Annotated in this window: 25 protein-coding genes; 10 read left to right on the top strand and 15 right to left on the bottom strand. The window is 32.6% G+C overall.

The genetic code is table 11. The features are described 5' to 3' along the window. Positions 1–155 precede the first annotated feature (155 nt). From SLH52_RS09375 to SLH52_RS09360, 4 genes are all read right to left on the bottom strand, one after another. Entirely contained in the window at positions 156–695 is a 540-nt protein-coding gene (locus tag SLH52_RS09375) for a GNAT family N-acetyltransferase (RefSeq protein WP_320208998.1), read from the bottom strand. Between the two features lie 49 nt (positions 696–744). Further along, the gene (locus SLH52_RS09370; protein WP_320208997.1) at positions 745–1,656 is read right to left on the bottom strand and encodes a phosphotransferase enzyme family protein; all 912 of its coding nucleotides are present in this window, start codon (positions 1,654–1,656) and stop codon (positions 745–747) included. Between the two features lie 128 nt (positions 1,657–1,784). After that, complete coding sequence (locus tag SLH52_RS09365; RefSeq protein WP_320209103.1) at positions 1,785–2,105, bottom strand: MazG-like family protein; 321 nt, start codon at positions 2,103–2,105, stop codon at positions 1,785–1,787. Between the two features lie 51 nt (positions 2,106–2,156). Then, entirely contained in the window at positions 2,157–2,501 is a 345-nt protein-coding gene (locus SLH52_RS09360) for an ASCH domain-containing protein (RefSeq protein ID WP_320208996.1), read from the bottom strand. Between the two features lie 238 nt (positions 2,502–2,739). On the opposite strand from SLH52_RS09360, the gene SLH52_RS09355 reads away from it, so the two are divergent. Next, positions 2,740–3,090, top strand: a complete 351-nt coding sequence (locus SLH52_RS09355) for a DUF952 domain-containing protein (RefSeq protein ID WP_320208995.1) — start codon at positions 2,740–2,742, stop codon at positions 3,088–3,090. Between the two features lie 174 nt (positions 3,091–3,264). Here the strand turns inward: SLH52_RS09355 and SLH52_RS09350 are convergent, their stop codons facing one another. Continuing rightward, positions 3,265–3,621 carry a rhodanese-like domain-containing protein gene (locus tag SLH52_RS09350; protein ID WP_320208994.1) on the bottom strand — a complete coding sequence of 119 codons (357 nt, stop codon included), beginning with the start codon at positions 3,619–3,621 and terminating at the stop codon, positions 3,265–3,267. 261 nt (positions 3,622–3,882) lie between these two features. On the opposite strand from SLH52_RS09350, the gene SLH52_RS09345 reads away from it, so the two are divergent. The 5 genes from SLH52_RS09345 (at position 3,883) to SLH52_RS09325 (ending at position 9,688) form a co-directional block, all read left to right on the top strand. Continuing rightward, positions 3,883–5,061, top strand: coding sequence for a TsoY family (seleno)protein (locus SLH52_RS09345; protein ID WP_320208993.1), 1,179 nt, complete (start codon positions 3,883–3,885; stop codon positions 5,059–5,061). A 138-nt stretch (positions 5,062–5,199) separates the two neighbouring features. Next, entirely contained in the window at positions 5,200–5,895 is a 696-nt protein-coding gene (locus tag SLH52_RS09340; RefSeq protein ID WP_320208992.1) for a response regulator transcription factor, read from the top strand. Next, a complete protein-coding gene (locus SLH52_RS09335) occupies positions 5,888–6,892 on the top strand; it encodes a sensor histidine kinase (protein WP_320208991.1) in 1,005 nt (334 codons plus the stop codon). The genes SLH52_RS09340 and SLH52_RS09335 overlap by 8 nt, the downstream gene beginning before the upstream one ends. Before the next feature lie 101 nt (positions 6,893–6,993). Continuing rightward, positions 6,994–7,755, top strand: coding sequence for an ABC transporter ATP-binding protein (locus SLH52_RS09330; protein WP_320208990.1), 762 nt, complete (start codon positions 6,994–6,996; stop codon positions 7,753–7,755). Continuing rightward, positions 7,745–9,688 (top strand): ABC transporter permease, encoded by a 1,944-nt coding sequence (locus SLH52_RS09325; RefSeq protein WP_320208989.1) that lies wholly within the window; start codon positions 7,745–7,747, stop codon positions 9,686–9,688. Before SLH52_RS09330 ends, SLH52_RS09325 begins: the two co-directional genes overlap by 11 nt. 160 nt (positions 9,689–9,848) lie before the next feature. Here the strand turns inward: SLH52_RS09325 and SLH52_RS09320 are convergent, their stop codons facing one another. After that, positions 9,849–10,379: a GNAT family N-acetyltransferase gene (locus SLH52_RS09320; RefSeq protein WP_320208988.1), complete on the bottom strand. Its 531-nt coding sequence runs from the start codon at positions 10,377–10,379 to the stop codon at positions 9,849–9,851. Between the two features lie 180 nt (positions 10,380–10,559). After that, positions 10,560–11,981 carry an HD domain-containing protein gene (locus tag SLH52_RS09315; protein WP_320208987.1) on the bottom strand — a complete coding sequence of 474 codons (1,422 nt, stop codon included), beginning with the start codon at positions 11,979–11,981 and terminating at the stop codon, positions 10,560–10,562. Positions 11,982–12,250: 269 nt separating this feature from the next. Here SLH52_RS09315 and SLH52_RS09310 point away from each other — a divergent pair, with 269 nt between their 5' ends. Together SLH52_RS09310 and SLH52_RS09305 are read left to right on the top strand one after the other, a co-directional pair. Beyond that, positions 12,251–13,111, top strand: coding sequence for an SPFH domain-containing protein (locus SLH52_RS09310; protein WP_320208986.1), 861 nt, complete (start codon positions 12,251–12,253; stop codon positions 13,109–13,111). A gap of 12 nt (positions 13,112–13,123) precedes the next feature. Next, on the top strand, positions 13,124–13,294 hold the full coding sequence (locus tag SLH52_RS09305) for an Arc family DNA-binding protein (RefSeq protein ID WP_320208985.1): 171 nt from the start codon (positions 13,124–13,126) through the stop codon (positions 13,292–13,294). Between the two features lie 310 nt (positions 13,295–13,604). On the opposite strand, the gene SLH52_RS09300 is transcribed toward SLH52_RS09305, so the two are convergent. Continuing rightward, a complete protein-coding gene (locus SLH52_RS09300) occupies positions 13,605–15,362 on the bottom strand; it encodes a hypothetical protein (RefSeq protein WP_320208984.1) in 1,758 nt (585 codons plus the stop codon). A 499-nt stretch (positions 15,363–15,861) separates the two neighbouring features. Beyond that, complete coding sequence (locus SLH52_RS09295) at positions 15,862–16,572, bottom strand: DsbA family oxidoreductase (protein ID WP_320208983.1); 711 nt, start codon at positions 16,570–16,572, stop codon at positions 15,862–15,864. A gap of 136 nt (positions 16,573–16,708) precedes the next feature. Between SLH52_RS09295 and SLH52_RS09290 the strand changes: the two genes are divergently transcribed. Further along, complete coding sequence (locus SLH52_RS09290) at positions 16,709–17,275, top strand: TetR/AcrR family transcriptional regulator (RefSeq protein WP_320208982.1); 567 nt, start codon at positions 16,709–16,711, stop codon at positions 17,273–17,275. A gap of 258 nt (positions 17,276–17,533) precedes the next feature. Here SLH52_RS09290 and SLH52_RS09285 read toward each other — a convergent pair whose 3' ends face one another. The 5 genes from SLH52_RS09285 to SLH52_RS09265 all read right to left on the bottom strand — a co-directional run bounded on the left by SLH52_RS09285 (position 17,534) and on the right by SLH52_RS09265 (position 20,814). Then, positions 17,534–18,049 (bottom strand): GrpB family protein, encoded by a 516-nt coding sequence (locus SLH52_RS09285; protein WP_320208981.1) that lies wholly within the window; start codon positions 18,047–18,049, stop codon positions 17,534–17,536. Between the two features lie 257 nt (positions 18,050–18,306). Then, the gene (locus tag SLH52_RS09280; RefSeq protein ID WP_320208980.1) at positions 18,307–18,798 is read right to left on the bottom strand and encodes an NUDIX hydrolase; all 492 of its coding nucleotides are present in this window, start codon (positions 18,796–18,798) and stop codon (positions 18,307–18,309) included. Between the two features lie 284 nt (positions 18,799–19,082). Continuing rightward, the gene (locus SLH52_RS09275; protein ID WP_320208979.1) at positions 19,083–19,715 is read right to left on the bottom strand and encodes an HAD hydrolase-like protein; all 633 of its coding nucleotides are present in this window, start codon (positions 19,713–19,715) and stop codon (positions 19,083–19,085) included. 217 nt (positions 19,716–19,932) lie between these two features. Continuing rightward, entirely contained in the window at positions 19,933–20,097 is a 165-nt protein-coding gene (locus SLH52_RS09270; RefSeq protein ID WP_320208978.1) for a hypothetical protein, read from the bottom strand. Between the two features lie 201 nt (positions 20,098–20,298). Then, on the bottom strand, positions 20,299–20,814 hold the full coding sequence (locus tag SLH52_RS09265; RefSeq protein ID WP_320209102.1) for a nucleotidyltransferase family protein: 516 nt from the start codon (positions 20,812–20,814) through the stop codon (positions 20,299–20,301). A 544-nt stretch (positions 20,815–21,358) separates the two neighbouring features. On the opposite strand from SLH52_RS09265, the gene SLH52_RS09260 reads away from it, so the two are divergent. Next, a complete protein-coding gene (locus SLH52_RS09260; RefSeq protein WP_320208977.1) occupies positions 21,359–22,870 on the top strand; it encodes a phage head spike fiber domain-containing protein in 1,512 nt (503 codons plus the stop codon). A gap of 219 nt (positions 22,871–23,089) precedes the next feature. Here the strand turns inward: SLH52_RS09260 and SLH52_RS09255 are convergent, their stop codons facing one another. Beyond that, positions 23,090–23,896, bottom strand: coding sequence for a class I SAM-dependent methyltransferase (locus tag SLH52_RS09255; protein ID WP_320208976.1), 807 nt, complete (start codon positions 23,894–23,896; stop codon positions 23,090–23,092). Between the last annotated feature and the right edge of the window lie 246 nt (positions 23,897–24,142).

Genomic DNA, 24,142 nt, shown 5'->3' with positions numbered 1-24,142 from the left:
ATGTAAACGTTATCATTTTATAATATTATCTTATAACAAACTTTATTTATATTCTATATTTTTTTACTCACAATGTTTTCCAATCGAGCTATTAAGATGAGCAATACTAGGTCATTTTGTTGACTTAATATTGCTCACATTTAGTTTATTTATACCTATCTAGTAGAATTCAACTCAAAGTATGATAGTATACGACCATTGTAATCTTTTTTTATGAGGAACGTAAATCCAAGTTTTTCTAGTACATTCATCGACTTCTCATTCGTTGTTCTAACTCTAGCAAACAATTTTTCAATTCTTAAACACTTAAAAGCAAAATCTATTGCTGCATTAGCTGCCTCTGTTGCATAACCATTACCCCAATACTTTTGATTTATGAGATAGAGTATTTCAACATCTTCTGTATCGTCTATATATCTTAAACCACAATGGCCGATAAGCTTGTCGGTTTCTTTATGTATAACTGCCCATACACCAAAGCCATATAGATTCCAGTGGCTTACTATATTTTCCACGTAGTTTTCTGTCTCTTCACGAGACATTCCCTCTCCCCTGGCTAACCATATTCCAACTTCGTTTTGCTTGACGATTTTATATAGTGATTCAATATCGTTATGAGTTATTCTCCTCAAGTATAGGCGAGTGGTTTCTATGGTATCACTATTTACCTCGTTATCATTTAAGCTTTGCATCATATATCCCCCCTTACCCATCATATATCAAGCTTCTGCGAGCCTATAATTTTTAGCCACTATGTAAGTTAAAATCTATAAATGGTATATCGTGTTCAATATCATATTTCATTTTTTTAAGAACTTTGTTTACTTTCTCATTCGAATGATCGATGTTCATATATTTTGAAATATATACATATGAATAAATTTGTCTGTAATCGAGAAAGTAAGGTATTTTTTCAAACCAATGTTTATCAAGTAAATTTTCATTAGTATACGCTGACATAAACGTATCATAAAAACGCAAAGTAAAATCTCTTCTTCTTATTTGTTCAGATGAAGGAATAGTTTGCACGGCATGATATAACGAAATTGCGATATCATATGCAAACCAATTCTTCTCAATATCTCCAAAATCAAATAGGATAATCTCACCATTATGCACATGAAAGTTATGATGATGAAGATCATTATGTATTATTCCATAGTTATTAATATCTTTATCTAACAAATGTAACTCAGTTATATATGTTTGCCACTTATCTAATACTTTGTTCTCAATTAATGGATATTCCGTAAAAATACTGTTACTGTTCCATTCTTTATTAACGAGAAAGCTATTTCCAGAGGTAGGATATAATTTAGCAACATGATGCATCCTCCCCATAACTTCTCCCCATTTCCTTACAGTCAATAAATCAGCTAAATTAATATTAGCAAGAACAGAGCCATATGCTTTCTCGAAAGCCACGACGATATAATACTCACTTTCCCATTGCATTTCTTCAATGATCTTACCTTTTACAGACCGCACTGGTAAAGAAATGTTTAACCCATGATCAGCTAAATAATTCATCCATGCTAACTCTTGCTTTACTGAAGAAATATCATATTTAGTTCCTGATAGAATTTTTAATATAAAATTGCTACCTTTAGCCTTACATTCATAAACATTTTGATCGAATCCTCCTAATAACTTCAATGATGTAGGATTCACTCCGTATTTTGCTGAAACCTTTTCTAATATTGAGTTATGTATTGTTGGTCACCAACCTCTTAACATTGATCTCTTTCCGTTTGTTAGCTTTCATTTTATAAAACTACCATCACTTAATTATTCGTATAGCGATTGGATAGCTTCTTTTTATGTTCATAAAAAATTTGTTCCAAAGAAATATCGTACTTGTTAGCGATAACAATTAAGTTTCCTAATACGTCACCCAATTCTTCCGTTAATTCTTGTTTATTTTCCTCAAATGTCCCATTTACTTCATCTGGTCTATCTCTTCCTATTTCAAGGGATCTGATCGCTCGTGCAACCTCACCAGTTTCCTCTGCTAGAAAACCAATTCTAATAAATATATCTAACTCAGACCACCCTCTTGTTTCATAGTATTCCTTAACCCATTGTTGAAACTCAGTTACATCCATCATCCAGCTCCGCCTTTCATCAATTATCTAACCTCTTGGTTTTTCTTGCTATTATTTAATTGCTTTAATAGAAATCGCTAAAACACCCCATCGTTCTTCTTGCTCAAGCGTGTAAATTTCGTATGTTCCTTCGAGTAAATCTTTCATCGTCCAACCTTCACAGTCGAAATCCTTTAAAGGAATATCTTCGTACATTTCTTTAAAAGTATGATAATTTTTTAGCCCTGTTACATTTACCCTTAGTGTTTCATCTGCTTCAGGAACAGTGATAAATTCAATAGTATCTCCAATTTTTACTTGTCTTCTTTTTTGATCATTTAAGCGTACTTCAACAGTTTTGTTGCCGTCTTTAATCGCTTGTAGGTACGTTTTATATAACCCAATTCTGTGTAACATAAACTGCAACACCCCCATACACATAAACTATTTATATTATACGTCATTTGAAGAGTTCAGTTAAAAGGAAAGAAGAATAAAATAAACACCAAATATAAGCTGTTTTTAAAGATAGAAACTATTGTACAAGAATGTTTATATGGTCCTATATAATAGAAAAATAGTATAATATTATCTATACATTTATTTGCCAAAATGAACTTTTGGAACGTACTTAACTAAGAGGAGGGTTTGAAAAATGATATTACATATCATTGAAAAAGAAGCCTGGTTCAAGGCACAAAGAGAGGGAATCTATACTCCATCAAGCATAAAAACTGATGGCTTTATTCACTGCTCTACTAGTGAACAAGTTGTTGATGTTGCAAATTTTTTGTATAAGGGTCATACCGATCTAGTACTTTTATGTATAGACCCTAATAAAGTGGAAGCAAAGATTGTATATGAAGACTTGTATGAAGCGGGAAAATTATTCCCACATATTTATGGTTCATTAAACATAGCTGCTGTATTTAAAGTTATACGCTTTATACCAGATCGTAATGAAGGTTTTAGCTTACCTAAGGAATTAACAGATCTTAATAGTTAATGAGCTTTGCTGTTTTTTATCTTCTAAGGTTGATCACAAGTTTCTAATAAGAAGGGATCAGAGTTAGGTCTTCCCTTCTTACTGATATATTACTTCGTAAATACGATTTAAAATTGATTAAACTACCTCTAACCTTAATTTTTCTATATCTAATAATTAATTAAAACACTCTCACTATAATGCACTCATGCCACCCTTTACATTTGCAACTTGTTTAAAGCCGTTTTTCTTTAAAAGTTTACTCGCTTGGTTACTCCTCATTCCACTTTGGCAAATTACAACTACCTCTTTATCCTTTGAAAGCTCACTCATTTTTTTATTTAGTTGCTGCAAAGGTATATTTTTGAACCCTCTAATGTTGTTTGTTTTAAACTCACCAGCTGTTCTAACATCGATAAATTGTTTGTTAGGTGCGCTCATTTGATTTTTTAATTCTGTTACTGAAATTTGTCGTACACCTTTAGTCGGAACAAATTTTTGAAAAAGAACTACAATAAATAAACCAATCACGATATAACCGATAAATTCCATCTATATAACCTCCATTTTTCAAATTACCCATATGGGTATATTACGAAAATTTTATTAGAAAGTCAACTAATAGATTTCTATTATCGTAGCCATCAAATTGTAACAATTTGTTTTCACCTTAAAACTTCCTTATATACGAATTTTTATATGAAACATTTCCAGCAACAAAAAATTCTTCTCTCTTGAAAACTGGTTTTTAACTAGCTAGAATAGTGTTCAATTACCCGTTAGGGTATATAGAATATACAAAGGAGGATCTACATGCGTAAAAATCTAAAAGAACATTATAACCCAATGTACTTTTTATCATCACTCGGTAATGGAGGCTTAGCTGTAGCATTTTACATGTATCTCATGTTTATGATCGAACATCCTGGAAAGCCGATGGCAAACTTTGAACATGTACTCAATGGTTTTAAATCAGGTAACCTTTTGCTAATATTTACGATTTCAATTGCACTACTAGGCATTATTTACTTTGGTCTTAAGCATTACAAACTACTATTTTGGAATATTGCAGAATACAACAAGTTTAAGAAAACAATAGCTTACAATAATTTAAGAGAATCTAATAATGAAGTTACATTAATGGCAATCCCGTTAACACTCGCTATGAGCGTTAACGTCGTTTTTATTATTTTCGGTACTTTTATGCCGAATCTTTGGAATTACGTTGAATATTTATTTCCTATTTCGTTAATTTCATTTATCGCGATAGGAGTATATAGCCTATACATTTTTAAGAATTACGTTACTAGACTCATGTTAAACGGAGATTTTGATTTCGTCATGAATAATAATCTCAGTCAAATGCTAATCACTTTTACCTTTAGCATGGTAGCCGTAGGCTTTGCTGCCCCTGCTGCGATGAGTCATACAAAAGTTGTTTCGACGATTGGTCTATTATTATCAATATTTTTCATCAGTATTGCCATAGTCTTCGTCACTATCCATTTAGTCCTAGGATTTAAGTCAATCTTCAAACAAGGGATTGACGTACAAGGAAGCCCTAGCTTATGGATGATGATTCCAATACTAACACTTATCGGCATTTCTATCGTGCGTAATTATATGGGCTTTAGTCATCATTTGTTACATGAGCCTAACCCAAGTGAGCTACCGCTATTAATTATTTTAACTATACTTGTATCGATTCAACTAATATTCGGTTTAATTGGTTTTTCAGTTCTTAAACGTTCTAGCTATTTTAATGAATATATTCATGGATCAAAGAAAAGCCCTGGAAGTTTTGCACTTATTTGTCCTGGTGTAGCTTTTATGGTGCTAGGATTTTTCTTTATTCATTGGGGTTTTGTAAAGAACGGGCTAGTTACTCAATTTTCTACCGTTTATTTCTTGTTAATCATCCCTTATATTTATGTCCAAATGAAAACTATACGTACAGTTTCAATACTTGAGAGAAAATTACTTCGTATATAAAACTGATATGCCAGTAGAAGGATTTCAAAAATCAGGATACTGGCTTTATTATCTTAACAAACACCTAACATTTTTTAGCATCCAAAAAGGTTTTGCTATATAATTAATTGTGAAAAAGTTATAAAGAGTGGTGGTTCGGTGTTTAAACTGTTATTGATTGAAGATGATAAGACTCTCTTTCAAGAGATGAAAGATAGGTTGACTCAATGGTCTTATGAAGTATATGGTATTACAGATTTTAATCATGTCATTCATGAATTTACAACGATTAGACCACACCTAGTCATTATCGATATCCAATTACCTAAATTTGATGGGTTCCATTGGTGTAGAATGATTAGAGACTTTTCGAATGTTCCTATTATATTTCTATCATCACGCGACCATCCTACCGATATTGTTATGTCGATGCAGCTTGGGGCAGATGACTATATACAAAAGCCTTTTCATTTCGATGTACTAATTGCCAAAATTCAAGCTACTCTTCGGCGTGTATATAATTATAACTCTGAACAAAGTGATCTCCAATCATGGTGCGGTGCCACAGTAGATTATGAGAAAAATATAGTAACAAACGATGTAGGAACGATAGAGCTCACAAAGAATGAAATATTTATATTAAAACAATTGATTAAGGACAAGAATAAAATCGTAAGTCGGGATAAACTAATGAATAGTTTATGGGACGATAAACGATTTGTAAGTGATAATACATTAACTGTTAATGTAAATCGCTTACGACGACGGCTAGATGAACTAACATTAGGACAATTTATAGAAACAAAAGTTGGACAAGGATATATGGCTATCGAACAGGAAAAAAACTATGATTAGAAGATTTATAAAAGAAAGGCGAAGCTGGATCTTTTTAGTTTTATCTTTACAACTATTATTCATTTTTGTCGCTTACATTGATTCAATGATTCCGTTAAAGCCAACCATTTATATCGTTTTTTTATCAGCCATAATTTTTAGTGTTTTTTTAATCATTCGTTATATTAAAGAAACAGCCTTTTATCATAGTTTGGAAGAACGTGAAAACAACCTTGACTTTACAAGTATACCTGAGCCTGAAAGCCCTTTTGAAAATATTGTTCAACAACAAATGATTAACCAGATTGAATGGTTAAAACGAGTAAATTCTGAAAATTCAATGGCGTTGGAGCAAGAAAAGGATGATTTGTTATCTTGGATTCATGAAGTAAAAACTCCTTTAACGGCAATGCATTTAATGATTGAACGCATTGAAGATAAAGAATTGAAAGCTAGCTTAACTTATGAATGGTTACGCATTCATCTTCTTCTCGATCAACAGCTGCATCAAAAACGTATATCATCTATTGAAAACGATTTATTTATAGAACAAGTTGATGTCGAATCAATTGTGATCAAAGAGATTAAAACATTACAAACATGGTGTATTCAACAGAGGATTGGCTTTGATATACATATCAACGAGACAGAAGTACTTTGTGATGCAAAGTGGCTTGCATTTATTATAAGGCAACTGTTAACAAATGCAGTTAAGTATAGTAGTCAATCAGATATAAGTATTACAAGCTATCAACAAGGTGGTCAAACCTTCCTTGAGGTGAGAGATTTTGGGAGAGGGATTGACCCGAAAGATTTAACTCGAATCTTCGATAAAGGGTTTACATCAACAACAAACCATGACGACCAAAATGCAACTGGCATGGGATTATATTTAGCGAAAAAGGCCGCAAAATCTTTAAAAATCACCATTTTAGTACAATCAATACTTGGAGAGGGTACTACCATTACTTTGACATTTCCAAAACGTAATGACTTCGTCAATATGATAGGCGTGTGACAAAAGTGTCACATGCCTTTATCATTTTGTTCGGAAAATCGAAGGAAATGAAAAATCACTATTTTTATAATTAAACTATAAGAAAAAAAGGAAGTGATGATATGTATATTCTAGAAGCTAATAAAATTAACAAAAGCTTTGGTAATAAGTTTCATAGACAAGAAGTTTTAAAAGGAATTGATCTAAACATTGAGGAGGGTGAGTTTGTTAGTATTATGGGACCGTCTGGCTCTGGGAAAACAACATTACTTAATGTGCTATCTTCAATCGATAAGGTAAGTAACGGAACAATCACCATTGACCAAAATGAACTTACAAAAATGAAGGATAAACAACTAGCTAATTTTAGAAAAAAGCATTTAGGTTTTATCTTTCAAGAATATCATTTGTTAGACACACTAACAGTCAAAGAGAACATCCTACTACCGCTATCTATATCGAAAGTATCAAAGAAAGAAGCTAATCAACAATTTCATACTATAGCTACCGAGTTAGGTATTCTAGACGTAAAAGATAAATATCCTAATGAAATTTCTGGTGGACAAAAGCAGCGGACTTCAGCAGCTCGAGCATTTATCCATGAGCCTAGCATTATTTTTGCTGACGAACCAACAGGAGCTCTCGATTCAAAGTCTGCTTCCGATTTGCTAAATAAGTTGAGCGATTTAAATTCAAAACGAAAAGCAACAATTATGATGGTCACTCACGATCCAGTGGCTGCTAGCTATAGTAATAGAGTTATTTTCATCAAGGATGGTTATATTTATACACAGTTAAATAGAGGTGAACAAAATAGACAGCTCTTTTTTAAGGACATTATGAAAACACAAGGTGTTCTAGGTGGTGTGCAATATGAGCATTAATCAGCTTATCTTAAGAAACTTGAGGAAAAACCTAAAAAACTACTACCTATATGTATTTGCATTAATTTTTAGTGTGGCACTTTATTATTCATTTGTCACTTTACAATATGACCCTTCAATGGATCCAGTAAAAGGATCGATAAAAGGAGCTGCTTCTATTCGAACGGCATCTATTTTACTTGTTGCTATCGTGGCTATTTTTCTTTTATATGCAAATAATTTGTTCATTAAACGTCGTAGTATGGAAATAGGCTTGTTTCAACTTATAGGGATGACCAAAAAAAGGGTCTTTAGCATTCTTACTATTGAGAACTTCATCCTATATTTTAGTTCATTAATAATTGGAATTTTTATAGGTTTTTCAGTTTCAAAATTAATAGTGATGATTTTATTTAAGACGACAAAGGTTGAAACAATTGCAACCCTACATTTTTCATCCGAAGCTTTTATCCAAACTTTAATCATTTTTTCTATCATTTATCTTTTTATTATGTTCATGAATTTTCTTTTCATTAATAGACAAAATCTTATAGCACTATTTCATCTAACTTCAAAGTCAGAAAGTAAAGTAAAAAAATTATCTATATTTGAAGGCATTTCCGGCATATTAGGAATGATACTCATTGTTGTCGGCTACTATTTTTCGTCAATATTATTTAGTGGAAGCTTCTCATCTATGAATCAACTTTTTCTAGCAATGTTAGGTATTTTAACCTCAGTAATTATAGGAACTTATCTTTTATACAAAGGCTCTGTAAGTTTTATTTCTCATATCATTAGGAAGAAAAAGGATGGGTATTTAAATATAAATGAGGTGTTATCTCTTTCTACGATCATGTTTAGAATGAAGTCTAATGCCTTATTATTAACAGTCATTACAACCGTATCTGCACTTGCAATCGGCTTATTATCATTAAGTTATATCTCTTATTACTCAGCAGAAAAATCTGCTAGGAATAGTGTAGCGGCTGATTTTGCTTTCACCAATGTACAAGATGCGAAACAATTCACACAGGGATTGAAGTCACAAAATATTAACTTTCTAGAAAGAAAAGTAGATGTGATTCAAGCACATGCCAACCTGGAGGATATATTAGATGTAAATATAAAAGAAATAAACACTGATCCAAGCTTAACGACTGTAGCAGTTATAGGTGATCATACCTTGGAAGAAATTGACCTAAATCCAAATGAAATCCTTCTTGCAGGTTATGAGGATGCTAAACAAACAATGATGCCAATTAACAATAGTGGAGTAATCGAATTAATGGGGCAAAATATTGTCTTAAAGCAAAAATATATAGGGATTAATCGTAATGACTTCTACATCTCAAGTTACTTTACCTTTGGAGGATTAGCAGTTGCAATTGTGGATGAAATAACATTCAATAAATTAACGATTGATTTGAATCCAGACATTCAAAAAGATTCATCTATCTATATCGGAATTGATATTATTAACAACGAAAAAATTTTAACAGCAAATGATATATACCAAACATTTGATAGTGAGAATGCTCATTCATCAAGCCTACAAATGAGTAATAGCCATAAAAGAAATATAGGGTTGCTTATGTTTATCGTTGGCTTTTTAGGATTAACCTTTTTGATTACATCAGGATGCATCCTGTATTTTAAACAATTGGATGAAAGTGAAGAGGAAAAGGGTAACTATACGATTTTACGTAAACTCGGCTTCACACAAGGTGACTTATTAAAAGGCATTCAAGTAAAACAAATGTATAATTTTGGAATACCACTGATTTTTGGACTTCTTCATAGTTATTTTGCAGTTCAATCAGGATGGTTTTGGTTTGGAACTGAGCTTTGGACACCGATGATTATTGTTATGATATTATATACCGTCTTGTATTCAATCTTTGGCATATTATCTGTTCGTTTTTACAAAAAAGTTATTAAAGAAGCATTATAGAAGTTGAGAGATCAGAAATAATTTGGTAGGAAAAACGGAGAGCCTGTTAACATGATAGAATTAAACAGGCTCTTATTTCCGTACCTTTATCCTCAGTTTATTAATAAGAATGGGTATATCTTAAGCTCTGAATAAGTTATTAGAAGTGATGATAGTTATATCACACCACTATTTCATATTTACAATGCTCACCATAAATATTCGCTATGCCTTTTAATTCATATTTTCTTTGATAATAAGTATTTAATCCTTCATTACTTCGAAGACAATCAAAACGGATGTATTGTTTTCCTTGATCTTTTACTAATTGTATCGCCCATTCCATTAATTTTTCACCTATTTGTTTACCAGCATATTCCCTGTCAACGACAATTCGATGCAAATAAACAATATCATGGTTGTTTCGTGCTTGTCCCCAAATGTCGATATCCCATTCAGTCGGTTGATCTTCCAATGTAATCGTAGCAATTGCTTTATTTTCTTTCAATAAAATATAGGTGTTCTCTTTTATAATAGAATCTAATACCTCTTGTGTATTTTCCTCAAGATGAGTAAGGTAATAATCCCATTGTGTTGTACCTTTTGTTTGTAACCATGTAGCTGCTTGAATTAATAGTTGTAAAACGAGTTGTAAGTCTTTTTCTTTTGCACTCTTTAAATGAAATGTTCCGCCATCCGCATGAAGCTCCATTTAATCATCCCCTTTTCATAAGGCTCGTTTCGTAAACTTTGTTGCTTTTTTCACTTACATTTAAGATAACTGATGTGTTGGATATGATTATTGTAGTCTATGGAGAAGAATATAAGTTATATGGTATTTAACTCTTTATGAAAATCAACAATTAATGTTAAAGCAGCCTGTCATATTGTTTTATCCCAGCAAGTCACTTATTTCTTTATATGCTTTTGAAGTCTTCGTAAATGACAGCCAATGAGGGTTTATAGAATCCTTCTCAGCGTATGCTATTTCCACAATGTCTGAATCAATTAGAACCGTATTTAGTGGCTTTACTTTACCATTTATACATACGTAAGATATCCTTTTTGCAATAGAAGGGTCTAGCTGAAATGCATAATCAATGGCAGTTGACCCATCTGGAAGATAAACTGGCTCTAAATGGGATGTATAAACTGTAATATCATTCTGTAGTATTTCGAAGGATGCCATCTCCCCAAACTGAGTTGGATTCTTAGAAATCACCTTAATACAGCTAATTGAATCTCTAAACAAATCTTTACTAATTTTCTTAGCATCACTCGCAAATAAGTTGTCTTGCAAAAACTGAAATACTCCAAGATTCTTTAAGTGTTGTTCAGCCTTTGTGTAAATATTAACTTTCACTTCTACATCCTTTATTAACACTTTAGTTTTCAAATGTTTATAAAATATATTATTTCGTATCGCCATATGATCTTTAAATTCGTTACTAATTGGTTGAAAAAGATTGTGGATAATTCCAAATGCTATATAGCAGTCTTCAAATGAATTTGTTACTACGTTAATAGAAAAGGTATCAACTATGGAATGGTCTTCTTGTAACATAGAATTGTACTTATATATAGGCATTGTATCCCAGTAAAGTTCAAGGCCAAGTTTTGTCGTTTTCATCGTGTGTTCAATTTCTTGCTTACATTTATTAAATAACACGAAAAATGATTGCTCATGCTCGCACATTTGTTGTTTTACGTGTTCATATTTAACAGGGTTCATGTAATGAAATGACAACGACTCAAGCTCTTTCTGTATATTAACTAAGCCCAACCGTTCAGTTAGTGGTGAAAAAAATGCGAGTGTCTCACTTGCATAAGGGACTTTCTTCTCCACTTTTTTCACTTGTAAAGTCCGCATATTGTGTAGTCTATCAACAATTTTAATTACCGCTACTCTAACATCATCTATAATTGCTGAGAGCAATTTTTCTCTATTAATTGCGTTGTATTCATCCTTTTCGTACGAGCCTTTTGCTATTTTGGTTAAGCCATCAACAATAAGTGACACTTGTAATCCAAATTTATTCTTAATATCAAATACAGTATATATTGTATCTTCGACAACATCATGAAGCACCGCTGAGATTAGTGTAATAGCATCAGCTTTATAATCAAGTAAGATAAGACAAACAGACAACGGATGTACAATATATGGTTCTCCAGTTGCTCTCATCTGACCTTCATGCGCTTTTTCAGCAAAAGCGATTGCTATCTCAAGCTCCAAAAGCTCTTCTATTGTTAAATAACAAGCCTTTGTTAAAACTCTATGTTTAATGCTGTTAATCATAGTCTGTTTTGACATTGATTGCTCCTTTTTTGAAAAAGATATAAACACAAGGTATCTTTTCTATTAAATGAATGGACTTGTATAAAACCTCATCTTAAGGTCTTAGTAAAATATCAACGTATAATGATAACAACCTAATTTTTTGAATATTATAACATAAATTCTCAAATTTACTATTACTAAGAATTAAATATTTTTCTATTTGATGGAAAACAAATTACTGTCTTTTTTGATATTAAAGTGATATCATATTGATATTAAAATAATATTAAGGAGGCTCTTATATGGCAGAAAAACAATTATGGAAAATAAATGGTTTTATCGGTATTTTACTTGCAGCTACATTAATTGTGCTAGGCTGGTTTGCTCTTGCATCATCTAAAGGCGATGGAATCTTATTTCTCGTTGCAGCTGGATTATTTATCCTAGCACTTTTAATTTTTTCAGGGCTAACAATCGTCCACCCGAATGAAGCGAAGGTTTTTACTTTCTTTGGTCTATATTTAGGAGTTATACGAAAACAAGGCTTTTGGATGACAATACCGTTTACGTTAAAGAGAAAAGTTTCTTTACGTGTCATTAATTTCAATAGTAAAAAGTTAAAAGTAAATGATTTAGAAGGTAACCCCATTGAAATAGCTGCGGTTGTTGTTTATAGAGTAAACGATGCAGCGAAGGCTGTTTTTGATGTAGAGGACTACGAGGAGTTTGTACAAATTCAAAGTGAAACAGGTATTAGGCATATTGCGAGTCAATATCCTTATGATTATTTTGGAGACAACCATAAGATGACCTTAAGACAACATAGTGACAAAATCGCTCAATCACTTGCAAAAGATCTACATTCACGGTTAGAATTAGCAGGTGTAGAAGTGATAGAATCACGAATTATGCATTTAGCCTATTCTTCAGAGATTGCATCAGCAATGCTACAGCGTCAACAGGCTCAAGCTGTACTTTCTGCACGACAAGTCATTGTTGATGGAGCGGTTGGCATGGTTGAAACAGCTATTAATCAATTAACATTAAATGATGTAGTAGAATTAGATGAAGAAAAGAAAGCACAAATGGTAAATAACTTAATGGTAGCTCTTATTTCAGATAAAGGAACTCAACCGATTATAAACTCTGGAAGCATCTACTAAGGGTGTGATGTTTTGGCCAAACGAAAAAATTTCCCGCTAAGGATAAATCCTAAGCTATATGATAGTTTAGAAAAGTGGGCAGAAGATGAATTACGCAGTGTTAATGCACAAATTGAAATTCTTTTAAAAGACGCTGTCAAAAAAGCAGGTCGATGGAAAGATGATGAGAACAATAACTCATAGGTTAAAAGGGGCTTTTTTCGCTCCTTTTTTCTATTATTATTTAACATAGGAACAATAGCTGTGATTAAATAATAGTACGATTAAAAGGTGCATTAAGGAAATATAATACATTAAAATCAACTTAAACATACTTGCAGAACAATCCAATAACGCTAAAACCAAAACGTTAATTGCATATTTAAATCATTTTAACATCAGTAAAACCTGTTTTGATACCTTTCTATCAAAACAGGTTTTACTAGTTATATACTATCAACATGACTAAATTGCTAACATTTTAATACCAATAATATTTGTGGGCTCTAAAAGCTCACTGAATTTTAACCTCAACTAGTGAAATTGGGTTTACTTCGCCTACATCTAAAAGAACTTCATCTTTGAATAACAGTTGAACCCGTTGTAAAAACCATTCTACAGTTGAAGGATGATCGATATCTTCGCTATGCATATACATAATTGGGGCAAAGGTTTTCGCATAATACATAGCCCGATTATAATCAGCCACGACGACATCGTTTGCTACAGAACTACCTGTTCTATCTTTAAACCATCCACTTCCTATCCCAAAACTAGGACTCTTCGTACCAATCAAATCATCCTCATACGTATTTCCCCATAAGCCATCATAAGCTACCCATCTATACAAATCATTCGTTCTGTAATCACTACCGATCAATGAGAAGTTTTCTTGAATATCCAATATTGGACCTCTATCTGTCACATCATTTGGCAGAGGAAATCTAGAGTAATTGGCTACCCTTGGATAACTTGCATGAGAAATCTTTGAGGAAAAACCTACAGGTCTATAATCATCCAATAACGTTGTTATTCGAGCATTTATGTTATAGCTGCTAGAAGATTCACTCACTACAATAATGTCATTTTTAGAGGTGAAATGCACTGATGGTTTGCTCCCAAAGTCTAGCGGCGTTCCAACTGCTTTAGTTCCATTCCATTTGGACCACTGTATATTTTCACCATTTAATTGGCCGATATTATAGTATAGCCTGTCACCACCTTCATGAATTTCAAATATTTTACCCTCTTGTGTGACAGTTACATCAGGAAGATACCCTGTATCATAAAACGTTCCATTAGAAGTCCAGTCAACCTGTTCTCCATTTAAAGAGCCAACATTATAGTATAGATTTCCTGATGATTCATGCATTTCAATAATTGTATTATTTGATACCGTAACAGAAGGGTGACGGCCCGTATCGTATTTATTTCCTTTTGTCATCCAGGTTATTTTGTTGCCGTTCACTTTCCCTACACTATAGTACAAATTCCCACCAGTGACCTCATTCTCATGAATTTCGATAATTGTTCCATCCGAAGTAACACTTATAGAAGGATTTTGTCCAGAATCATAATATGTTCCATTCGTTGTCCAATTGATTCTATCCCCTTCGATTGTTCCAATATTATAATATAATTTTCCACCAGTAACTTCATTCTCATGTACTTCAATAATTTTACCGTCATCGGTAACCGTAAGCGCTGGATTTTGCCCATTATCGTATTTAGCTCCTAAACGAAGCCACTCAACCTTTTGATCAACAATTTTGCCCAAATTATAATAAAGACTACCACCGGTAACTTCATTTTCATGCACTTCAATAACCATTCCATCAACAGTAACTGCTACTGATGGCTTTTGCCCAGTATCATAATTACTACGTTCATAGCTTTTAATATTTTCACTAAATATGAAGCTGTCATCGTACCATTGCCCTTCATTTGAATGGGCTGCATAGTACACAGTTTCAATTTTTTCTGTTTCTTTATCAGCTATTACTCTTACTTTTTCCCAATCACCTTCATGAGCACCTTGTCCAACTGCACCATCCATTACGCCATTATATGGATAAAAAAATGAATATTGAACCCCAACCTTTGTATCGTTTTCATATACTTGCGCATAGGCCTTTGCACCTTCAAGATCTCCTCTTTTTGTCAACTCATCGACAATGTTTAAGCGTAAGTCCTCATTCTTCGCATAGGTTGCTGTAACGTTAAAACATATCAAACTACTAAATATTAGTATAATGGTGACTAATTTCCTCATACTATTCTCCTCTTTTCCAATCTCTTTTTTTGATAAAATTGTACAGGAATCGAGGTTAGAAAACAAAATAATTTTCAGAATTTATTGTAAATTAAGAGGATAGAACTATGATTTTGCATGTTACACTCTCTTATTCTTTCACTTATGCTGTAAAAACGGCACTTCTGACCTATTTAAGAATCAAGGGAAACATTAAGCTTTTCTCTTTGATACTACTCTGTTGAATGAGTTGAGGTTTCCAAGTAGAAATTAGTCTATGTACAAATGCTACGAATGTTAGCACATAACATGATGACTAACACATATAGAGCCGTTTCTTATGGAGCAAATTCGGTGAGAATTAGCAAAATTTATGAAAAGCGCCTTATAAAATAACAAAAGGAACTTTCTTATAATGAACTGCATCCTTCATGTCAGTCGTTAATCATCGGATGTATCATTCACGTCGAAAGTTCCTTATGTTTCTATATACAATGTTCAGCTAGATATCTTTAGCTGTTCACTCACAGCCATTATCATCACAATACGTACCTTTTGCATTTTCTGTATTAAGCGAGGTTAGTTTGCTTGATTGTTTTTCTTCTTCTAGCACTTTCTCTAATGCACCAACAAATACTTCTGTCGGTTGCGCACCAGATATGGCATACTTATCATTAATGACAAAAAATGGCACACCTTGAACCCCAATGCTCCTTGCTTCAGATTCATCACTGCGAACATCATCTTTGTATTGCTCACTTTCTAATACTGATTTCGCTTGTTCACGGTCAAGCCCAACATCTTCAGCAATATTAAGTAATGTGCTATGATCTCCAATATGCTTAGAATCGGTAAAATAAGCTTTTAATAATTTTTCATTTAATTCCTCTTCCTTACCAAAAGCCGAAGCATATTTTGCTAAACGATGAGCTTCAAACGTGTTTGTGGGAACCATGTTTTCAAAACGAAAGTCCAAGCCAACTGCCTCAGCTCTTTTACGAATCCCTTCATTATTTTGCTTCGCCTGTTCAATGGACACACCATATTTGTTAGCAATAATTTCATGAATAGATAAGTTCGTATCTCGCGGTGAATTTGGATCAAGTTCAAAACTTTTAAAAGATACTTCAGCTCTATTTTTTAGGGATGTACGTTCTAATGCATCCTCTAAATGTCTTTTTCCTATATAACAAAATGGACATACAAAATCTGAATATACTTCGATTTTCATCGTTTGCACCTCAATAATAGTATTTATGATGTTAGCATAACATAGTATGAGCAAATATTATTACGATATGCTCATGAGGTATTCATAAGTAGGCTTGTAATTTGACTACTTATCTACTTGATAGTAGATTATTTGTATGGACAATAAAACTACATTACAAAAAATATTAGAAGTCGGTCAGTATCTTATTCAGAAACACGGTTATAACGGCTTTAGCTATGCTGATATTGCCGAGCAGGTCGGTATTAAAAAGGCAAGTATTCATTACTATTTTCCATCAAAAAAAGAATTGGTCCAAGCTGTTCTACAGCAATACCACAAGGACTTTCTTAATGATCTTTTCCAAATAGATCAACAGTACAATGACCCTGTAAAAAAACTTAAAGCTTTTTTCCAACTGTACCGTAATACTCTAGACAACAACTCAAAAATTTGTTTATGTACGATGATGGCAGCAGAAATTTCTTCCTTTCCAGAGGAAATACGTGTTAATATCAACCGATTTTTTGTTGATAATGAAAAATGGCTTGAAAATGTGTTAGCTGAAAAAAGAGCAACTGAAAATCCTATACAAGCTGATGCTTTACGAGATCAAGCACGCTTATTCTTGGCGGTTGCACAAGGTGCTCCCCTGTTAGTAAGGACTTCTGGAAACTTCGCGCAATATGATTCAATGGTAGACAACTTATTAACAAATCTTTAAAAAACGTTAATAAAACAAGTGTTGATTATGCTCATCAACACTTGTTTTATTTCAACCTGCATAGTTATCTTTAGTAGGATTAAAAGCAAACAAGACCCCTAATCCGATTGCTAACAAAAAGGCTAAAACTTCATAGATTCACTCTTCTTCAGTTTCATTAGTAGTTGTAAGTTTCTTTAAAATCGAACTACTTCTGTAACCAATAATAATATGACTTTCGACATTCCCTCTCCTAAAGGCACCACTTTTTAACCTTAATTAACTATGTAATTGATTCTCAAGTATAGAATGTATAAAATTAGTTTTTTCTTGTGCATATTTATATTTATTACCTTTATTTTTGTTTGCTAAGCTTTTTTTAAGCTGTTCATACTCGCTTCTCAATTTTTCGTTACTTCTTAAATAATCTCTAAAAAACAACTGTTCATGCAAATATTTATTTCCAGCTTGATACATATGAATTTGGTGTGTTCTTGGTTCCCCCTTATTATAATAATATCTATCTGGCAAAATATTCGTCCCTTTACATGAATAACCCAGTGCTGCTAATGGTTCAACACAGTACTCACCATCTGAAAAGCTCTTAATTTCAATAGCTATATCAATAATTGGTTTAGCACTTAAATGTTCAACTGCTGTACTACCAATATGATGTATCTCTATCACATAACTCCCTATTGTACCTTCTATACATTCTTTTTCAGTTAAAAACTCACTTTCCCACTTTTCAGTCCAAGGAATTAAAAATACTTCACCTTTTGGTAAACCAAGCATTCTACCATCTCCACTAATAGTTTTCTATATTTTCATTCATGTAGATTGTTTTCCATTCATTGCAACTTTATATAGAGGCTTTTTTTAAAACCTAGTTGCTATTGTTATCAAATTAGTATTATAAAGATGGTTTTATATTGTTAGTCATCATTGTACAGAAGAAAAGATGCCACGAACTCTAGTTATGTCAATGCTAAAATAGCCAAATCTTAAGAAGTTTATACAGTTGTCATCGTATTATAATTCTTTCACTTTTTTTACCTTTTATTTAATGCTTCATTTAATACTTGTAAAGAAAGTTCATGGTCATTCATTACATATGGTATTTCCTCTGGTTCTACCCAAATGCGTGAGGAAGTTTCATTCTCTCTTTGGAAAGGAAAACACTCTTCTATGTCCATTCGATAAAACATTTGATAGCCAACAAGAGGATACTTTCCACCATGCTTAAAGAGTGGGTTATGTTCGTGACTTACTTCAATTGCTCCAATATACGCTACCTTACCTTTCACATAACCTTCCTCAAATGCTTCTCTATGAAACGCTTCCTCAGGTGATTCTCCATCCTCTACATGCCCACCTGGTATATTAAATCCTCGACCTTTTACATCCACTAACAGAATTTTACCTTCGCTAAAACAATAACCATGTGCACTTGTAATTTGTTTAACGTCTTGTATATGTACCGTTGGTAACCATGAAAGTTTTACGTGATGTCCTTCCCAATTTACAAAAATATGGTTGTTCATATACTTTCCTTTCAAAAAACAACATATTCAATGTCCCTATAAATATACTGTTTTCATATTATTTGTTGTTTTGCATACTATCAATTAAAAACGATACAACTTAAGTTTTGTAGCATGTTGTTTTGTAGCATGTTGTATTCTACCACTTTGAACTTTTTGTGATTTGTAATAATAGCAGCAAAGTTTACAAAAAGAGCCTTTTAATAAGCTTAGCATAAAACCATTTTATATAATGTAATTATTACCAAATTACTTCTTTAAGCCTTTCTAGGAAGAACAACAAGCTACGCTTCCTTATCAAGGATAGTTAATAGTTCGGTAGGTTTATTTATAATAAAGTCAGGTCTTTCCATCTCCAAACTTTGTCTTGCGTCGTACCCCCAAGTAACAGCAACAGATGTAACACCTAGCTCCTTACAAGGAGGTATATCACGAATTTCATCACATATGTATAAAACTTCACTGTTCTTTAACTCGAGCCGCTTCAACAATTTTTTTAGTGTTAAATTTTTTTGAAATAATGATTTTGTACAAAATACGTTATCAAATACATCAATATTATTTTCTATTAAAAACGTTCTTATGTTCTCTTCATTATTGGAAGAGATAATGTCCAGTTTGTATTTCCGTTCTTTTAAGTTCATTAGAAGATGTTTTATACCTTCTACCACTATTAATTCATTTATTCTTGCATTGTAGTTTGATTTCATATCATAAACTACTAAAGGCAATTTATACCATGATACCCCTAACATTTTACATCTTTCTTTTATTGATAAAGTACTCATGTACTCAACCTCATCTTTGCTCATTTTCCGATATCCATATTTTGATGAGAGTTCATTAAAAAGTGATACTGCTAAATCTCTTGATTTGACAAGTGTTCCATCAAAATCGAATATAACATGTTTAATCAATATAACCACCCTTTCTGAAGCTGTTATTGCTATAACTCAACTAACTATACTATTGGATTTGTTTATCTTGGATATATTTTTGCAAGTAATTATTATAAGTAAGCTCTTTTGGTATACTTTGTTGCTAAAATTAAATAATGAACTACCCTTGCAGAACGTTAACTGTTGTAAATTCTACGAAAAGCTGCAAAATAAAAGATCTCAAAAAGAGATCATATTAAAGTAGTATATTTACTGCAACTAACCCGACAATGCTAACGCTATACAATAACCATGCAATTAGTTTGTTATTTTTTGCTACATCCTTGTTCCTAAATTCCATAACATATTTGTATGTCAATAATAAAAAAGCAAATATAGAGAGTAAGATGATTTCACTCATTTTTCTATTAAACCTCCATCCAATCTAAAGTTGCTTATGCATATTCAATATTAAAAATATTTAAAAATTTATCAATTCATTAACAAACAATCTATTAAACAACAGCCATTCACTAAGAGTTTTTCTAACTAACTTTTTCTTTGTATGAGACAAAACGGTTACAGATTAAAGAGTTATTTAGTGTAGGGCTACTAATTGGCTTTATATATGATGAACTTTAATTTTATACCAAATGCCTTTCCAATTCTTTTTAGTTATGCGTTCCTCATAAATCGTAGCCCGTTCTTTAGTTTCTGTAAAATAAGGCGTTGGCTTCAGTTCCATATTGATAACATCATCTACTCCATAAGGAGAAGTAAGAATTAAATTGTTCTGTCTATCTAACTTTACTCCCAAAGCAGTTGCCGTTTCTGGAAACTTTGAAATAGCATCTTCAGCAGATGTGTAGGGTTGAAGATTATTTACTATGTGCATCCTTGCTTCATTCTTAACTGACCATGGGATATTAGGTAACATACTGCTTAATTTATCTTCTAGCTTCTTTTCAAGGGCTTCGTCAATATGTGTATCATCAAAATAGATTACATCAATATCTGGTGTACTCGTCCTTTCAGTAAATCCGTGCAATGTATCCCAGATTTTTGACCGTATAAATCCAGCACATATCCACCATTCAGGTAGCTCTAATATACTAGCAGCTTCTATTATTTCCATCATTTCGGTATCGTTTTGAATTAGGTTAATTATATCCCCTCTATTTCTTAACAAACCAAAGCCCCTCCCTACAACAAGAACATATATTCTTATTGTAGCATAAATACAGATTAAGAATATATTGGATCCACAGAAAGTAATCTAATCTTGTTCGTATTATCGTTTAATTGAATGAATCATAAATACGATCATTAAATCTTTGGATACTAATAACAGCCATCCAACATTAAGTTACCATCATTCAACACCTATCAAACAACTTTTTATTATCAATATATTAATTACAAACTATAAAAAAAGTCGAAAGTAGTCGAATAACAGCAGAAATTATTAATTATTTCGCTATTATCGTTAAATTTAGACTTTTCCTGGTTGAACGATTTGGTTGTAATATGTAAACACAACATGACTTACTTCATCGAATTCAACAATACAAGGGATTTCACAAAGGAGGAGCTTGAGAGGAGCAAGGAAAAACAAGTTGGTTTGATAGGTATAGTTTAATAGGCCGGTTATCATTGTAAAATTTAATACAGGAGGTATCACAATGAACAAATTTGGAAAATTCTTATCTACTACAGCTTTAGCAGCTAGTTTAGTAACAAGTTCGTTTCTACCTGCCACGTCATTTGCAGCAGAAGGCGATACAACAACGAATCAAACAGAAAATATTTTCGTGACTCCACTTACTCAAAGCGGATCAAATATCATTTCAAAATCTGCATCATCACCTGCACAACCTTTAGCACCGGTACCAGATTTAGTAGAAATCTTTGAAGGCTATGATGCCATCACCTATGGTCTTCCAAAAGACACAAGAGAATTGCAAGGTGGTGTAACAACTCTATCTGGATCAGTATTAAATTTTATTCCTTTAGATATTTATCTAGGTGATTATGCATATATTTTTGGCACTTTCATCATGCCAACTTCTAATTTTTTTAACAAAATCAACCCTAATTTTGATGGAGACATATTTTTAGGATATATAGATAACGATGGAGAATACCATTCTTACTACAACGGGATTTTAAATGAGCCACCAAATGAACAAGGTAAACATGGGACTTTAATGCTTAATCCAGATTTACTACCAGCTAATGATGACTCTTCTATTATATTAGATGCATATTATGAACGTGTTTATGATTCTCAAATTGATTTTAGTGGTGGAACAAAAACGATTGTTGATACGAAGTCTTCAGGAATTACAAAGTCTAAATCATTTGATTTAAGTAGAACAATTGGTTCTACTGTTAGCTTCGAAGCAGGTCTAGACAAAATTGCCAAAATATCAGCATCATTAAGCTCATCATTGACTACAAGCTTTGGGCACTCAATTAGTATTCAAGAAAATCATGACGTACAACTAAGACACACTTTTGGAGAACGCTATGACGATCCATACGCTTATAATGTATATCACCTTGTAGGTGAATATCGTTTTTATCCATCAGATCTTGTGAAAGACTTAGTTGGAGAACTATATGTCATGGGTATCAACCCTTCTAAAGAGACGCTACAAAACTATAGTTTAGGAGAAGTGGAAGTTGGAAATACTACTTTCACTTATCCAACGGACGACTATAGAGCAATAGAAATCTATCAGAATGGCTTGAGAATTCCAGAACAAAATCTACTAGACCAATATTCTATTAACGATTTTACCCATTCTAGTTGGTCAAACACTGATGTTAGTGTTAGCTACGGTTCCGTTACTGCACCTGATAGTACCCTTGCACAAAAATTAACTCCAGCAAGTGTAAATAAAGGCGTTCAACAATATGTAGATATCAATTCAGATGGGAACAAATATACTTTTGGTGTTTGGCTAAAAGCTGATGAACCTCATGATGCACAAATCAAAATTCAAAATCATAATAATACTGAATCTACTGGTATTAAAGTTGAAGTAACAACAGATTGGCAGTATTTTTCAGTAACATCTGATAAACCGTTCACTACTAATGGTGGGGTAACCGTAGTGCTTTGGCCAGGTGCTTATAACGGAACAACAGATTCTGTATATGCTTGGGGAGCAGAACTTATTAAAGAGTGATCACTATCGTTAAGTTTAATAGTTTGAATGACATAATCTGAGTGGGAGAACTACATTCCCACTCTATTAATCGTATATCCCGCTTTCTTTTCACACTTAGTCGCAAAATGAGTACATTAAAGTCTTCCTATATTTTTTAGCCAACCTTATAGTTTGAACTACTTATCAACCAAATGTTCAAAAATCTTATTTATTTATCTAAAAGATACCGTTGCACAATTATCTTTTATAATTCTTTACAGCGAGTTTGATTGAAAGTTGAATTTGTTCTTTAAAAACACCACCATTATTAAATTTACATAATTCTTCTGCCAAATGTTTTTCAAATAAGGGAACATTGTTTCCTAAAAACCGTTTTGTCCCAAAGGAAGTTGAATATAAGTTACCAATGATTGATTCTATTGTCCATATTTGCTCATAGGCTGGTAAGCTGTATAATTCTAAGTCGAATGTTGAGTTAGCAATAATTTCTTCATGACTTATTGTTGGGTGAATATATGTTGTATTACCTGCCCTTCTTTCAGTTCCATACCAATGTTGAACTACTTCGTTCACTTTTCTTTGCCACGGTAATAGTTCTTTATTTGGAGAATAATTATCTATGATGGCAACACCACCTCCATAGGAAACCATTTCATATAAAGTATTAAGCACCTTTTCTCTATCCATCCAATGAAATGCTTTTGCGATTGCTACAAATCTAAAATTGTTATTATTATGAACTCGTTTATACGAATCAAGGTCTCCATGGAACCACTCAACATTCTCGACCCTACATTCCCTGCTAAGATGCATTGCTTCTTGTAACATTTCAGACTCGGTGTCTATCCCGATTAAGTTTTCAAACCAATCACTAAATCTGCATGTTAATTGCCCAGTTCCACAACCTAAATCCAGCATCTGACCTTTACCGTCAAGTGAAAACCTATCGATTATATATCTTACTAAAGAAGCTGGATATAAAGGTCTAAATCTTGAATAATACCTAGCCGTACCTTTAAATAAGTTTTCACCGAAATCAGTCATAAACCATACCTCCTTAATTACTTACTCCCCCCTCAAGTCACATAACAAATTCTGTTGTCATGTGGGGGAGAACGTATCATATTCAAACAAACCTATGCATTCTGTACACCAAATGGGAACTTTACTCATTTGGTTGAAAAATCAACTCAAAAAGACATATAAAAACATCCATCATTTACACCTAGGATGAATAAAACTTTAAATTAGGCTGTTTTCACATTAATTGTTCCATTTCGCAATAAGAGC

Source organism: Cytobacillus sp. IB215665, assembly GCF_033963835.1.
Taxonomy (GTDB): Bacteria; Bacillota; Bacilli; order Bacillales; family SM2101; genus Nanhaiella.
This window is presented reverse-complemented; position numbering and strand designations above follow the sequence as displayed.